The following is a 14,172-nucleotide window of genomic DNA, read 5'->3' as shown; positions in this document are numbered from 1 at the left end:
CCTGTTACTCCCGGTGATCCCGTTAAACCGGTCGGGCCTGTTACTCCCGGTGATCCCGTTAAACCAGTTGGACCCGTCGGACCGGTCATTCCCGTTGGGCCCGTTGGAATATAAATTGGGGGAAGAACTGGAAACGTAGGTCCAATGTTTTCAGGTTCTATCATAGCTTTATTTATTGATAATTTATTTTCTCGCTTCACTTTAATACCTCGTTCCACATCTTTGTTTACTACTTAACAAAATAATACATCTATCATTTTAGAAGAATTTCATAACTACTTTTTTCATTCTCAAATGATTTTTACATATAGTAAACTTTTTACCGTTGCTATAACTAGTAGTATTAATATAATAAAATGATAGTTCCATTTCAAAATACTAAATCGGTTACATTCTAATTTAAAAATGAGGTGATTTATATTCAAGATAAGAATGAAAAAATGAAAAAAGAACTATTATCACTGGCTCTTGAAATTATTCTTCCATACAGACTGACAGGTCCTACTGGGCCCACAGGTAATACCGGTCCTACAGGCATTACTGGACCCATTATTACAATAAACTCTATGTTCGCTAATAATACATTAGGTGGTCCCATCTCAGTCATATTAGGTGGAACTAATATTCCACTTTCTAATAACCAAAGTCTCGGTAATTTTACAGTGAACGCTACAAATGATATATATACAATTCCTGTTACTGGAAGATATTATTTAACCTATCAAATTAATACAACAACTTCTCTACTTGCTGGTACAAGGCTACTATTAAACTCTTCGACTCCACTTCCCGGATCTATTTTTTCACCCGCAATATCAACTTCAAACTATAATAATAATTTAATAACCAATTTAATTGCTGGTAATACAATTTCCCTTCAAATATTCGGCGTATTATCCATAGTTAATTTAGTTGGAGGTGGTTCAACAGGTGCCTCTTTAACAATTATACGAATCGATTAATAAATGATTCATTCTTTTTTATAATAAACATTCTTAGCTGCTAAAGTAGTAACTATTACGTCATTCCTAAAGCTAATAATATTTCAATAATTTCACGACAGTGATTAAGCAATAAAAACAATTTGTACTATACTCATAGTAATAACCATCTATACTAAATTTTCCGTATATACATTATCAATTTACACTTCTCCCTGCCAATGTTACATTGAATAAGAAGACAGTTTCCCAAAATGCGAACCATCTCAAAACGTATTTGAGAAACATACTCCAATCCTATACGCGAGAGCAATACTATGTCGACACTCAAACGAGTGTCTTTTTTTATGAATTTAAAAAAATAAAACCATCTCTTATAGATGGTTTATCAACACACATTTCTTTATATTCTTGATGCAATTGTAAGTTTATGCAGCTGGATAATAAATGGTCATACTTAACCGAGTTAGCGTACTTCCGGAATTATGATAAGAGTGCGGTCTATCCGCCTTAAAGCAAATTGCATCTCCGCTATTTAATGTATATTGACAATCATTTATTTCAATTATCAATTCCCCTTCAAACACCGTTATAAATTCTTCGGTCCCTTCTTTATGGCCTTCCGAACTTAATTTTCCTTCTGTTTCAATTTCAACCGTATAGATTTCAAAGTTCCTATCATCTTGAAAAGGAAAAGAAGGATACACTTTATATCTCCCATTGTCTTCTGATAATACTTGAACATCATTTCGTAAAACAACTTTCGTATCTGGTTGCGGATTATTGATTAAAGAAGTAAAAGACACTTTCAAACCATTAGCAATTTTCCATATCGTTGTTAATGTTGGACTTGACTCCCCTCGTTCAATTTGTCCAATCATCGTTTTACTCACACCTGTTAATTGCGAGACCTTTTCCAAACTCATTTTTTCTTTCTCTCGTATTGTTTTTAAATTTTTCGCCAAAATAAGTTGAATTTCTTCCATAAGAAACACCCCTACACTATATACAATATAACGACCGTTATGTATAATAAAGAGCACACGTTATATTGTTCTTTTCGGTCATTATAACATACACAAATAATTAGGGGGTTTTGAAATGCCTATATTTTCTTTTTTGTTATTTGTTTTTATAAGTAGCTTCACACCCGGTCCTAACAATTTTTTAGCTATGACATACGCTAATCAGCATGGTTTAAAAAGGAGTATGCAATTTTGTTTTGGAGTAGCTTTCGGTTTTTTCATCCTCACCTCCTTATGTAGCTTCTTTAATATTGTACTAATTAATATCCTACCCATAATCGAATTCCCTTTAAAAATTTTAGGTGTAGCATATATGCTATATTTAGCTTTTAAAATACTCACTAGTAAAACTAGTACAGATTCCGATGAAAAACATAATAAAAACTTATTTACAGTGGGGATTTTTCTTCAGTTTGTTAACCCTAAAGGGATACTATTCGGCCTGACTGTAGTGTCAACTTTTATTCTCCCTTACTATAATTCATATTCAAGTTTTCTACTCTTCTCATTATTTCTAGGTGTAGTCGGGTTAATGAGTACATTTAGTTGGAGCTTATTTGGTTCCATGTTCCAAAAACTTTTATTAAAACATACTAAATCTTTTAACATCATTATGGCCGTTTTATTAGTTTTTAGTGCTTTTTCAATTGTAATCAATTAAATTCAAACTCTAAATTTTATTTCTGTTTAAAAGTATGATTTACAAATATAGCTGATATACCAAATGAACCTCCCGCTTACATGCATTACTTATTTAGTTTTAAGGCGGTAATCTTCTATATCTACTCTTATTCATACGAGATAAAATAAAAAGAGGATTACTCATTATAAGTAATCCTCTTTTTTGACTATTGATTTTTAAATATTCTGTTCCACTAAACTAAAATCTTTACTTAACTTCATACCACCAGCCTTTACGATCAAGGTAATCCGTCATTCCTTTAAGTTGCGCATCTGAAGTTGGTTCAGAGATAAAATATGTTAGACCATCCGATTGTAAGATGAAGTTAGCTGTCATTTTTAGTGACGTTAATGCTCCCATTACATCGGGGGTTTCATGCGGTGAAAAAGCTCCTGATTGAATGATATTTTTTTTCGATGGCGGAGTTGTCCCGCCAGATTGCCCCGTTAACGCATAAACAATTGAATTTGCAATCTTATCTGGATTCCATTTTGACATATCTGCTTCATTATCGATAAATCCAAGTTCAATTAAGATTGCAGGTGCTTTCGTATTCGCTAATACATAAAGGTCTTTTCGCTCCTTCGCGCCACGAGTTGACCAGCCAATATCTTTTGAAAGTTGCGCTGCTATCTTTGCTGATAAAGCTTGTTGGTCATAATACAGTACTTCAACACCATTAGCATTCGTATCATATGAGTTTAAATGAAATGAAACTACTAAGTCTACATCATGTGAGTTTGTTTTAGATACAATGTTATTTAAATTTTGCGCTTGTGTTGTCCCTACTTCATCAGTATCATCATAAACTGTATGCCCTACTGCTCTTAATTTAGCAACAACTGCATCCTTAACTTGTCGATCCATAATATGTTCTTTCCGATTCCCATAATTTGCACCCTGTACAATACTATTGTGACCTCCATGTAAACTATATCTAGCCATTGTTCAACATCCCCTTTTTTATTAATATATTCAAAGCTCGTCTTATTGTCCGGTCAAATATCCAGTAAAGCTCCAGCAAACAATAATAAGGGCACTAATCTATTTTTTAATTTTTAATTCTAGATTATCTATTTTCTAAAGCAAAGGACTCATAAATAAAAACCACAACTAATATTTTTTAGTTGTGGTTTTTACGCATTTAAACTGTTTATTTTGAAATCTTTTTATTATAATACATAAAAATACGTTATAATATAAGCTACTGTTCTTTAGGAGGGGTTTAATGGCTGATAAATATAAATTTTTGATTCTCTTTGTTACAGCATTTGTTTCTTTCTTTTCCTTAATAAAAGATTTCCGTAACATTTCAAAAAGTTTCTTTTGGGGGAGCTTTGCAATCCTAACAAGCTTTATATTATTATTAACTCACGCTTTAGAATTAACTCCAATACTTCTCTATTCAGCTCAGATGGCTCTTGAGATTATTACAATACCACGTAAATTATTTCTTCCACCTGTCACTGAAGTTGCTAGTTTTTGCTAACAATTCGTATATATATAAGTTTCAACTCTACATTTCTAATTATCTTTACAAATATAATAGTGCGGTTTCTCCTTTCTAGAGAAACCACACTATATTAAATTTTAAACTGACTAGTATAAAAATCTCATACATCGCTGTTTTTTTCATTGAGTTCGTTTGTTTTGTGTAAAAGAAAAAGCACCCAACTGGTTGCTTTTTACAGAATCATCTTTTTCTTCCGCTTCTTTTTACTTCCTTTATTTCTCCTTGCTTAACTAGTTTTTCAATATATAAATGTACTAACTTATAAACACATTCTCTTCGCTAATTTTCCTGATCTTCTTGATTTTTCATCCAGACGCACAATGCTTTGTAGTTTTTCAGCTCCTTCACCACAAGTCTTCGCATTTCCTTTTCATCGATGTCCTCAAAAAATGACAATTGATTCATACGATACGGTCCCCCTCCGTTCGATTTACTCTATTGAACTTTTACTTCATTTCCTTTTTACATTCTTTAAGAAAATCGATATCCTCTTGAAGCCGTTCTTTTGTTGAAAGTAATTCCATCACATTACCTTCTGTGCTATAAATACGTATCGTTCTTTCCTTAAACTCCATACCCAATATCCCATCATCATTTAAAAGCTTTACATTACCTCGCTTTCTATTCAAAGGATTATTTTATTGGTTTTTCAATTAAACTTCATTTCAAAATTCTCCGTTTTATATGAACCACTAGACACATACACCATATACTAATTTAAATACTTCCTAGGAAAGAAGGTGAAAGTTATGCCATCTATTGTCGGAAATATGGTTGTACAAAATAGTAACGGTTCTTTCAACTTAGGTGATTTTTATAATGTTTCTCCAAAAGAAAATACAAAAGCTTATAATGGTTCGGGTGCATCTAATGTTGCTTTTGTGCTTAATACATTTAACGGTGTTAGTGCAACCAACACATTTGATTCTGATGTTGCCGACCAAAGCCAAGTTGGAACCGCCTAAACTTATTTATTTCTTCTACTTCCGAATAAAAGCCAATATCCCGTTAATAATGTATATATAGTTTCTGTTTCCCCTTCATACCCGAAGGCTTATCAGTTAGCTTTTGCTAGCTGTCCTTTTTAAATACGGGCTGCACACGTATTCAGCTTATAAATTAGGCCTTGTGAGCTGCCACCTTTTAAAGGAGCACATTTAAATATATGCTCCTTTTATTCAATGTTATTTTCACGATCATGCAGAATAAAACATAAGGTATATGGTAATTCAGTGCTCATAAAACCTATTTTTTCTAAGAGTTTATCCATTTGTAAGCTCTTTTTTTCTTTTCAAATAACTCTTTTATTTTTAAATTTGTATTATTTTAAATTATCTATTCTACTTCTCTTTTCTTGTTCATATGCCAAGTTTTTTATTCATAAACTAAAAGTACTTGACATAACTGAATGGAGGCTAATAATGTCTTTTTCAAATATTATTAAATACGGACGCGTTCCCCTCTTTAATTCTAACTTCCCTTTGATTTTATTTTGGAGTCAAAAAAGTGGCTGTACCTCTCTTGCACATTGGTTTTTTTATCAAATAAATTTATTTAAAGAAGCCATAAAATACGATTCTTTCATCCATAATTATGAAAATGAAATATACAAAAACTCCTCGGACTACTTTATTGAACTAGCTGCAGCTTTATATACAAACGGAAAAGATACCTATAAATTAGTGAGAAACCCCTATACAAGAGCTGTAAGTTCATTTTTTTCACTAATTGCCCCCCCTTACATAGAAAACCCAGCATGGAATCCTATTCGGAATTTTTATTATGGTAATGAATTTTGTAATAAACCTATTTCATTTAAAATCTTTCTCTACTACTTAAAAGAGCAAATGATAGATTTAGAACAAGTAGATCCACATTTAATGCAGCAATATGAACCAGGTGAGGAAGAGTTTGTTACAAAGTATATCTACCTTGAAAATTTCTCTACTGAAATTGAGCGCTTAGAACAAACATATCAATTAAAAACTTCTCCTTTACACATACTAACCAAATCATGGCATCATCAGAAAGACAGGGCGATTTTTAGAGGTAATTTTGCAGATGCTGATATTACCGATCCTTTATTCCCACGCCTCCCAACATACGATAGCTTTTATGACCATGAAACTATCCAATTAGTACAGGATATTTTTAATAAAGATTTTAGCACGTACAATTACCCATTAACTCCTTTAAAAAATATGTGATTTTCTAATTGTAGTTTCATATATTATAGAGAAACTTAGATTCACCTATTTAAGTTTCCTCATAAAACTCTCGTAGTAAGTTGGGGCACTGGAAACAGTGTCTTTTTTTAATAAAATTCAAATTGTATTATCTAATAAATCATTAAAACATTTAAATAGAACGTGAAATACTCATTAAGGTTGCCACCATTCGTATGTTTTACTTTGTATGCAAGAAAGACGCAGTTAAAACATTTAGTGAACGAATATTTAAATAGTAATGTTTACAAATATAAAAATGCGGTTGCTCCTTCCTGGAGAAACCGCACCTTATTAAAGTTTTTATTAAATTTTAAACTGACTCGTATACAGATCAAAGTAAAACCCTCTATCTTCCATAAGAGATTCATGATTCCCTCTTTCCAAAATACTTCCATCTTTTATAACAAGGATTTGATCTGCTTTCTCAATCGTTTTCAGTCGATGAGCGATTACAAAACTTGTTCGACCTTTCATTAAATTATTTAGTCCTTCTTGAATTTGCAATTCTGTTCTCGTATCAATATTTGATGTTGCTTCGTCGAGAATTAATATATCTGCATCTGCTAAAATCGCCCGCGCAATCGCAAGAAGTTGTTTTTGTCCTTGACTTAAATTCGATCCTTCTGAAGCAATTTTTGTTTCATATTGATTCGGTAAATGTTTAATAAAAGAATGTGCAGATGCTGCCTTAGCTGCATTGATTACTTCATCATCACTAGCATCTAATCGACCATAACGAATATTATCCATAATCGTCCCAGCAAATAAGTACGTATCTTGTAAAACTACTCCTATTTTACTTCGCAACGAATTAATATCATAATCTTTTATATCTTTTCCATCGATATGAATTTGCCCTTGCTGTATATCGTAAAAGCGAGTTAGCAAATTAATGATTGTTGTTTTGCCCGATCCAGTTGGACCAACTAAAGCAATTGTCTCCCCTGGCTGTGCCTTAAGACTCACTTCTTTTAAAATCGTTTTATTTTCCTCATAACCGAATGTAACATTCTCAAGTGCAACATGTCCTTGTAAATTTTGTACCATGAACGCATCTTTTTTATTTTGGATTTCTGGTACTTCATCCATAATTTCAAAGACACGTTCTCCACCAGCAACTGCCGATTGAATCGTATTCATTAAAGTTGCGAATTGACTAAGTGGTCTTGAGAATTGACGAGAATAATTAATAAAAGCTGCAATGACACCTACTGTTGTCATTCCATTTAAAACCATTACTGATCCAGTCCCAATTACAAGCCCCATACCTAAGTTATTTATAAAGTTCATACTTGGAAAAATAAAAGCTGAAAATGTATCCGCCTTCGTAGCTGAAACTCTTAATTGTTCATTAATTTTATTGAAAGTTTGTACGGTTTCTTTTTCTTTCCCATATAACGTTGTAACATCCGCTCCTGTTATAGCTTCCTCAATAAAACCATTTAATTCTCCTAAATCTCGTTGACGCTTTGCAAAGTTTTTACCACTATAAGCAACTAATTTTTTTGTAACGAAAAACATAATAGGTACTGTAATTAATGTAACAATTGCTAAAATCCAATCTAATGCGAACATCGCAATCGTTACACCTATAAAGGTTAATGCTGATGAAATAATTTGTACAACACTTTGTGTTAACGCTTGATTCAAATTATCTATATCATTTGTCACACGACTCATTAAATCCCCTTGAGAACGTACATCAAAGAACCGTAAAGAAAGCGTTTGGATTTTCTCGAAAATATCTTGTCGTATTTTTTGTATTGTTTTTAATGCAACGTTAACCATGACAAATGTTTGTAGCCAAGTTAACAATACTGTTACACCGTAAATCGCGATAAGTAACAAACACATTCTCGCCGTACCGTTTAAATCTTTCGGTACAATATATTGATCTATAATTACTCCCATTAAATAAGGACCTAATAACCCAAGTAACGTCGTAACAAATACTAAAAATATAACGAACGTAAGAGCAGCCTTTTGATACCCCATATAGTTCCATACTCGCAATACAGTTCCTTTAGTGTTTCTAGCTTCACCCATTTTAGGCGCGTTACGCCCACCTTTATTAGCAAATTGCCCTTGAAAATTACGCATGTTCTTTCCCACCTTCTTTATGTAAATTGCCACCTTGGGAAAGATAAATTTCTTGATATACCTCACATTGTTCTAACAATTCTTCATGTGTACCATCACCTACTAATTCACCGTTATCTAAAACGAGAATTTTATCAGCATCTATTATAGATGAAATTTTAGAGGCGATTAATAATGTTGTTGTTCCTTTATATTCTGTTCTTAATGCCGATTGAATGTTAGATTCTGATTTCGCATCAACTGCTGATGTAGAATCATCTAATATAAGAATGGATGGCTTTCTCACAAGTGCCCTTGCAATTGATACACGTTGTTTTTGTCCACCTGATAAATTCGTCGCCCCTTGTGTTAAATGATATTGATATGAATCTTCCAACTTGTTAATAAACTCAGTCGCACAAGCTGATGAAGCCGCTACTTCCAGTTCGTCATTCGTTGCATCTTCTTTACCATAACGTAAGTTCTCTTCTATGCTACCTGAAAACAATAATGCCTTTTGAGGTACAAACCCGATTGAAGCACGAAGTTTTTGTAAATCGTATGCTCTAACATTTATTCCATCAATGCATACTTCCCCTTGATCAACATCGTATAAACGCGGTAACAGTTTTGCTAAAGTAGATTTACCACTTCCTGTAGAACCGATAATTCCTACTTTTTCACCTTTACATATGTTAAATGAAATATCTTTTAAAACATATTCATTATTTTTCGTGTAACTATAACTAACATTTTTAAAGTCAATTTGTCCCTCGATTTGCTTAGGTGCAACCGCATTTGTTTCCGTCGTAATATCAACCTCAGTATTTAAAACTTGCTGTACACGATCCGCAGATGGAAATGCTCGCGCGATTTGCATAAATACCATACTTATAGACATAAGTGACATTAAAATAATATTCAAATAGTTTATAAACGCTAAAATAGCTCCTACTTGAAGCGTTCCATCAAATACTTTTTCTCCACCAATCCATAATGTTGCGACAATCCCGCCGCTTACAACTAACATAATGATTGGCATCATTATGGAAATAAGCTGCACCGCTCGAATATTTATCTTCGTTAAATTTGTATTAACATTTCCAAACTGAATAATTTCATATTTTTGTCTTACATACGCTTTAATAACACGTACTCCAGATAAATTTTCTTGTAGCTTTGTATTCACTTTATCTAATGCTTCTTGCACTTTTTTGAACGTTCCGCTCGCTTTACTTGCAATGAATATAATCGCAAGTAATAAAATTGGAACAACCACAAGTAATATAGGAAATAACTCGCGTGCTGTTACAAAAACAATTATTATACTTCCGATAAATAACAAAGGACCACGAACAAGTACACGTAATGTCATCGTCATCGCCGATTGAATAGAAGTAATATCATTTGTCACAATCGTTAATAATTTCCCAGTTCCAAATGAATCACGATTTTCACTAGAAAATGTTTCTACTTTCGCAAATACATCTTTTCGTATGTCTGTAGCGAAATTAACAGCTGCTTTTGTAGAATACATCATACACCCAAGTCCTCCAACTAAACCGAGTGCTGCAGCTCCTATCATAAGAAGCCCCATTTTTATTACATAATTCAAATCACGATTTGCTATCCCTACATCAATAATATGTTGCATAATAGTCGGTTGAATTAAGTCCATCGCAACCTCAAGTACCATAAATAGTGGTCCAATAATCGCGAAGAACATGTATGGTTTTAAATAATGTAATAATTTGCGAAATGATTTCATACTTAATCTCCTTTTTCCTATGAAATTACCATTTAATAATTCATACCCTCCTTACTTAAGCCATATAATTTTTGATTTTTCCAGTACTTCTATTATATTATGCAAATTAATATTTAACATTATTAAATGATAAGCATTAATGACTTTCCGGTCAATAAATGTGCTTTATATTACGCAAATAGAAAAACCGTATTCTTAAGTAGAAAGAATACGGTTTTTCATCTATATCTCTTCAATTGTAAAATCTAAAAACTCAGTCTCAAATCCATTGTTTTTAGAAGGACTACACGTGTAAAAACCTATTTTAACAGGCGCATTCCCTATATCCTCCATCAAATGAGCAATTCTTATTTGTTCCCATTGACAGCTATTTTTTACATATATTATATAATCGCCACGTTTACGAACAATTCGAAAATGAAGTTGTTGGGTAGCTAATTCTGTTGGAAAGTCTTGTGTTGACCAATCAGAATATCCATTATTCGTTACGACAGCTCCTAAATGAGAAAGGCCATCTGGAATATACTCTAATGAAGTTTTCAACCAACACTTTTCCGAAATCATAACAAAAAGACCTGCTTGATCGTATTTTGAATTTGGATCCATACACAATTGAACTTCAGCTTGAAAGTCTGTCATCATTTCATTATAAAATACATGACCATTCATTACTTCAAAACCATAATGTGTTTTAAGCCAGAAATCTGTTTCTGCTTTCGAACGGACGATAAACGACCGGTTGTCATTAATTTTATAATATTCAGGGACATTCATTATAGTGAGCTGCTCAACATGTTTAGGTATATACGATATATTCATAGTTCCTCCATAATAAAGCCTTTATACAAACATTTAAAACTCCGCTAATACAGGGAATTTATAACCTTTAAAATCTAACTCTTTATTACTTCGAACCATTAAATACTTATTAGACTGTAATTCTGTAAATTGTACATCCTCAATCCCTAATTGATCTGGTGAGAAGTAAAATTCGATTTCTGTAAATCTTTCAGCGATTTCTCCGCATATTTCATCTAAAACTGGAATTACTGGTGCAAATACTCCATATAATTTCAACTTTTCATTATCTACTTCATACACAATTAGAGCATCTAGTTTCTCTGAATAATACAATTTCTCATTCCATCCCGAATCATACATATTCAAATAAAACGAAGGACGGAAGTTTAATGTTGAAAAATTATTTGAAAGTCTTTGGCTACTATCAATAGTTTCATGTATTAACTTTCTATCCTCTTCCATATAATAATCTAATTTTCTAAGTAAGGAGTCATTATTATTCTTTTTATCATATAGAATAGTCATCAAATACTCCTGCACAACTTTAAACCCAAATGATGCATATAGTTCAGGTTTTTCCGTAAATAATAAGGTACATTCACATTTCTTATCAATTTCTTCTATCATTTTACTTATTAATTGTGTCATGAGTCCTTGTCTACGAAAATCAGGGTGAGTCATTACCGTTTGAATGCCGGCTGCATTTATTCTTTCACCATTTACTAGCAATGGTAGCGAAAATACCGCAACATTTGCAATCGCTTTATCGTCATGTAAAAATGATAAAGCTTTGTATGTATCATCCCAATAACCTCTCTCTGAAAAATCATTCAATGTTTGAATTGTAATTCCAAACACTTCTTCAAATAAAGGAAATAACTGCTCTCTTTTTGGTTCTTCTAAAAGAAATTTTTCAAAAATTTCAACATTCCCCATGTTGTCCCTCCATACGTTAATTCCATCAAATTAGATTTAGTTATATAACCTGCTCTTAATGTAATAGGTCTTACCAATCAATATACTATCATAAAATATAAAAAAAGAGTCTAATTAATTTTATGTTTTGACTATTCGAAAATAAGTCGAATAAAACAATATTAAGATTTTTGAATATTAATAAGTTTATTATATAAAAATAGTGCTTTCTACTTCGTTTTTACTCATAGAAATGCACCATTTATAAAAAAATATTTTTTATTATTTTTTTCCTTCTAGTCTCTCCCTCGTATTAATTTCTTCTCCTCTCATTCGCTTTTCAAATGTATTTCTCCAACTTGTAGAAAGTGCATGTACTTCTAAGATCCTTTTTAGCCCTTCCATATTTTGTTTTTCCTTATGCATAATACGATTAGCAAATGCTACTGTAACACCTTTTGGATCAGACTTTATTAACTTTAACGTATCAACAGGTGATACCCATCCTTCTTTTAATACACGAAAATAAAATCCTGTATATCCTGTTTCTTGAAAATAAAGTGGTAACTTTGGAATATTGTATTTCTTAGCTAATTTAAAACAAGGTTGTCTTGGCTGTGTTACTTGTACAATTGCTTCTCCAATTTGAAATGTATCACCAATACAAACATCCTCTTCACACAGACAATTAATTGTTATATTTTCTCCGAATGCTCCATATACAAGGGCTTGATTCAACTCTTTTTCCCAGTATCTATAATGTTCTCCAGAATACACACAAACTGCTTTATCTACTCCACCATGATGAACTAAGTCCGCTTGCCCATCTCCATTAAATTTTAAAAAGGATAAAAACACCGGTTCCCTTACTTGCTTCTTATTTATACCTGTATGAATTACCTTTCCGCCGTATGTAACCTCTTTTGGTAACCCTATATTTAAAGATAGTACCTCATATACTTTATTCATCTTAATCGCTCCTCTTACTTACCCTACAATTTTTCAATAGATTAATTTATACTTTCAAACTCTCTGTCTATTTTTCATTTAAAATGACAAAAGGTCAGCAAATGTAATAACCACTCAAATATCCTTGCTCCTATACTTATCTATCCTTACTTCAAAACTTTTCAATCCCTCTCTAATAAAGTGATTATAAGCTCAACAAAATCATTGTTCAATCCAATTATTTATATAATAATGATAGGTATAACCTATCATTAAACTTGAGGTGATTCCAATCGAATTAAGACAACTTGAATATTTTTTAGCTGTTTCAAAAGAATTGCATTTCACAAAAGCAGCTGAGAAACTAAATATTTCACAACCTTCTTTAAGTCAGCAAATACGTGCATTAGAACATGAAGTAGGAATGCCGCTTTTTGATCGCATTGGTAAAAAAATATCTTTAACTGATGCAGGAAGGATTTTATTATTACATAGTAAAACCATTTTTCATGAAGTCGAACAAGCTCGTTCTGCAATTCAAGATCTAAACGGATTACAGCAAGGTTCCTTAACAATAGGCTCTTTGTTAACCGTCGTAAATTATTTACTACCACCAGCTATATTAAATTTTAATCATTCATATCCCAATATAGAGCTTTCTGTATTAGGGCTTCGTACAGAAGATATTCGTGAAAAATTATTACAAAACGAACTAGATATTGGCATTACATTTCTCCCGGTGCAAGATAAGGAGATTATTTCTATCCCTCTATACAAAAGTGAACTTACATTAGTCGTACCAACCGATCATCAATTAGCTGAACGTAATCATGTATCTATTGCTGAATTACAGAACTACCCTTTAATTCTTTTACCTAAAAATTTCTTTTTAACCGAACTAATTACATCTCATTGTCAAAAATTTAACTTTAAACCAAAACCAATTTTAGAAATTAGTACGATGGAATCTTTAATCCAAATGGTTTCAAAAGGAATGGGAATTACAGTGTTACCAAAACCGTATATAGACTTTTTACAAAATAAAAACATTCAAGCAATTAAAATAGAAAATCCTACCCCAACAATAGAAATTGGGCTTATTTATAGAAAAGATAAATATATGTGTGCTGCAACTCGAGAATTTATTGAACAACTAAAAAGAACAGTACGTTCTTTACAAAGCTAAACGAACAAAAGAGATTATCCTATAAAACCGTTTCACAACGCTCTAGTAGGATAATCTCTTTTCAAAACAAAATACAACATAACTTT

16 protein-coding genes are annotated in these 14,172 nt (G+C 32.1%); 6 read left to right on the top strand and 10 right to left on the bottom strand.

The genetic code is table 11. The features are described from left to right. Positions 1 to 200 (bottom strand): exosporium leader peptide-containing protein (locus CER22_RS34125; RefSeq protein WP_142288745.1); only part of this gene is annotated, 200 nt, incomplete at its 3' end. Positions 201 to 410: 210 nt separating this feature from the next. Between CER22_RS34125 and CER22_RS23600 the strand changes: the two genes are divergently transcribed. Next, positions 411 to 962: a BclA C-terminal domain-containing protein gene (locus CER22_RS23600; RefSeq protein ID WP_088063351.1), complete on the top strand. Its 552-nt coding sequence runs from the start codon at positions 411 to 413 to the stop codon at positions 960 to 962. A gap of 407 nt (positions 963 to 1,369) precedes the next feature. Here CER22_RS23600 and CER22_RS23595 read toward each other — a convergent pair whose 3' ends face one another. After that, the gene (locus tag CER22_RS23595) at positions 1,370 to 1,984 is read right to left on the bottom strand and encodes a helix-turn-helix domain-containing protein (RefSeq protein WP_097908792.1); all 615 of its coding nucleotides are present in this window, start codon (positions 1,982 to 1,984) and stop codon (positions 1,370 to 1,372) included. A 58-nt stretch (positions 1,985 to 2,042) separates the two neighbouring features. Here CER22_RS23595 and CER22_RS23590 point away from each other — a divergent pair, with 58 nt between their 5' ends. Next, positions 2,043 to 2,627 (top strand): LysE family transporter, encoded by a 585-nt coding sequence (locus CER22_RS23590; RefSeq protein WP_088063349.1) that lies wholly within the window; start codon positions 2,043 to 2,045, stop codon positions 2,625 to 2,627. A 228-nt stretch (positions 2,628 to 2,855) separates the two neighbouring features. Here CER22_RS23590 and CER22_RS23585 read toward each other — a convergent pair whose 3' ends face one another. Further along, on the bottom strand, positions 2,856 to 3,593 hold the full coding sequence (locus CER22_RS23585) for an N-acetylmuramoyl-L-alanine amidase (RefSeq protein WP_088063348.1): 738 nt from the start codon (positions 3,591 to 3,593) through the stop codon (positions 2,856 to 2,858). Between the two features lie 283 nt (positions 3,594 to 3,876). Here CER22_RS23585 and CER22_RS23580 point away from each other — a divergent pair, with 283 nt between their 5' ends. Continuing rightward, on the top strand, positions 3,877 to 4,137 hold the full coding sequence (locus CER22_RS23580) for a hypothetical protein (protein WP_061672984.1): 261 nt from the start codon (positions 3,877 to 3,879) through the stop codon (positions 4,135 to 4,137). 303 nt (positions 4,138 to 4,440) lie between these two features. Here CER22_RS23580 and CER22_RS33730 read toward each other — a convergent pair whose 3' ends face one another. Beyond that, on the bottom strand, positions 4,441 to 4,566 hold the full coding sequence (locus CER22_RS33730; protein ID WP_255294011.1) for a hypothetical protein: 126 nt from the start codon (positions 4,564 to 4,566) through the stop codon (positions 4,441 to 4,443). Positions 4,567 to 4,607: 41 nt separating this feature from the next. Further along, positions 4,608 to 4,736, bottom strand: coding sequence for a hypothetical protein (locus CER22_RS33725; RefSeq protein ID WP_256943727.1), 129 nt, complete (start codon positions 4,734 to 4,736; stop codon positions 4,608 to 4,610). 174 nt (positions 4,737 to 4,910) lie between these two features. Here CER22_RS33725 and CER22_RS23575 point away from each other — a divergent pair, with 174 nt between their 5' ends. After that, complete coding sequence (locus tag CER22_RS23575) at positions 4,911 to 5,126, top strand: spore germination protein (RefSeq protein ID WP_088063347.1); 216 nt, start codon at positions 4,911 to 4,913, stop codon at positions 5,124 to 5,126. Between the two features lie 456 nt (positions 5,127 to 5,582). Then, the gene (locus CER22_RS23570; protein WP_088609723.1) at positions 5,583 to 6,368 is read left to right on the top strand and encodes a sulfotransferase family 2 domain-containing protein; all 786 of its coding nucleotides are present in this window, start codon (positions 5,583 to 5,585) and stop codon (positions 6,366 to 6,368) included. Positions 6,369 to 6,692: 324 nt separating this feature from the next. Here CER22_RS23570 and CER22_RS23565 read toward each other — a convergent pair whose 3' ends face one another. The 5 genes from CER22_RS23565 to CER22_RS23545 form a co-directional block, all read right to left on the bottom strand. Next, a complete protein-coding gene (locus CER22_RS23565; protein ID WP_088063345.1) occupies positions 6,693 to 8,489 on the bottom strand; it encodes an ABC transporter ATP-binding protein in 1,797 nt (598 codons plus the stop codon). Continuing rightward, on the bottom strand, positions 8,482 to 10,236 hold the full coding sequence (locus CER22_RS23560; protein ID WP_088609722.1) for an ABC transporter ATP-binding protein: 1,755 nt from the start codon (positions 10,234 to 10,236) through the stop codon (positions 8,482 to 8,484). The genes CER22_RS23565 and CER22_RS23560 overlap by 8 nt, the downstream gene beginning before the upstream one ends. 222 nt (positions 10,237 to 10,458) lie before the next feature. After that, a complete protein-coding gene (locus CER22_RS23555) occupies positions 10,459 to 11,055 on the bottom strand; it encodes a DUF1349 domain-containing protein (RefSeq protein ID WP_088609721.1) in 597 nt (198 codons plus the stop codon). A 33-nt stretch (positions 11,056 to 11,088) separates the two neighbouring features. After that, complete coding sequence (locus tag CER22_RS23550) at positions 11,089 to 11,973, bottom strand: GNAT family N-acetyltransferase (RefSeq protein WP_088063343.1); 885 nt, start codon at positions 11,971 to 11,973, stop codon at positions 11,089 to 11,091. A gap of 261 nt (positions 11,974 to 12,234) precedes the next feature. Next, positions 12,235 to 12,921, bottom strand: a complete 687-nt coding sequence (locus CER22_RS23545; RefSeq protein WP_001045580.1) for an MOSC domain-containing protein — start codon at positions 12,919 to 12,921, stop codon at positions 12,235 to 12,237. 262 nt (positions 12,922 to 13,183) lie between these two features. On the opposite strand from CER22_RS23545, the gene CER22_RS23540 reads away from it, so the two are divergent. After that, entirely contained in the window at positions 13,184 to 14,086 is a 903-nt protein-coding gene (locus CER22_RS23540) for a LysR family transcriptional regulator (RefSeq protein WP_088609720.1), read from the top strand. The last annotated feature ends 86 nt before the right edge of the window (positions 14,087 to 14,172 follow it).

The organism is Bacillus sp. K2I17 (genome assembly GCF_002209985.1).
Lineage (GTDB): Bacteria > Bacillota > Bacilli > Bacillales > Bacillaceae_G > Bacillus_A > Bacillus_A wiedmannii.
This window is presented reverse-complemented; position numbering and strand designations above follow the sequence as displayed.

Bases quoted from the DNA above. Each gene is read 5' to 3' on its own strand.
- CER22_RS33725 (WP_256943727.1), bottom strand. From the start codon at position 4,736: ATGGAGTTTAAGGAAAGAACGATACGTATTTATAGCACAGAAGGTAAT.
- CER22_RS33730 (WP_255294011.1), bottom strand. From the start codon at position 4,566: ATGAATCAATTGTCATTTTTTGAGGACATCGATGAAAAGGAAATGCGA.
- CER22_RS23580 (WP_061672984.1), top strand. From the start codon at position 3,877: ATGGCTGATAAATATAAATTTTTGATTCTCTTTGTTACAGCATTTGTT.
- CER22_RS23590 (WP_088063349.1), top strand. From the start codon at position 2,043: ATGCCTATATTTTCTTTTTTGTTATTTGTTTTTATAAGTAGCTTCACA.
- CER22_RS23575 (WP_088063347.1), top strand. From the start codon at position 4,911: ATGCCATCTATTGTCGGAAATATGGTTGTACAAAATAGTAACGGTTCT.
- CER22_RS23570 (WP_088609723.1), top strand. From the start codon at position 5,583: ATGTCTTTTTCAAATATTATTAAATACGGACGCGTTCCCCTCTTTAAT.
- CER22_RS23565 (WP_088063345.1), bottom strand. From the start codon at position 8,489: ATGCGTAATTTTCAAGGGCAATTTGCTAATAAAGGTGGGCGTAACGCG.
- CER22_RS23560 (WP_088609722.1), bottom strand. From the start codon at position 10,236: ATGAAATCATTTCGCAAATTATTACATTATTTAAAACCATACATGTTC.
- CER22_RS23555 (WP_088609721.1), bottom strand. From the start codon at position 11,055: ATGAATATATCGTATATACCTAAACATGTTGAGCAGCTCACTATAATG.
- CER22_RS23545 (WP_001045580.1), bottom strand. From the start codon at position 12,921: ATGAATAAAGTATATGAGGTACTATCTTTAAATATAGGGTTACCAAAA.
- CER22_RS23550 (WP_088063343.1), bottom strand. From the start codon at position 11,973: ATGGGGAATGTTGAAATTTTTGAAAAATTTCTTTTAGAAGAACCAAAA.
- CER22_RS23585 (WP_088063348.1), bottom strand. From the start codon at position 3,593: ATGGCTAGATATAGTTTACATGGAGGTCACAATAGTATTGTACAGGGT.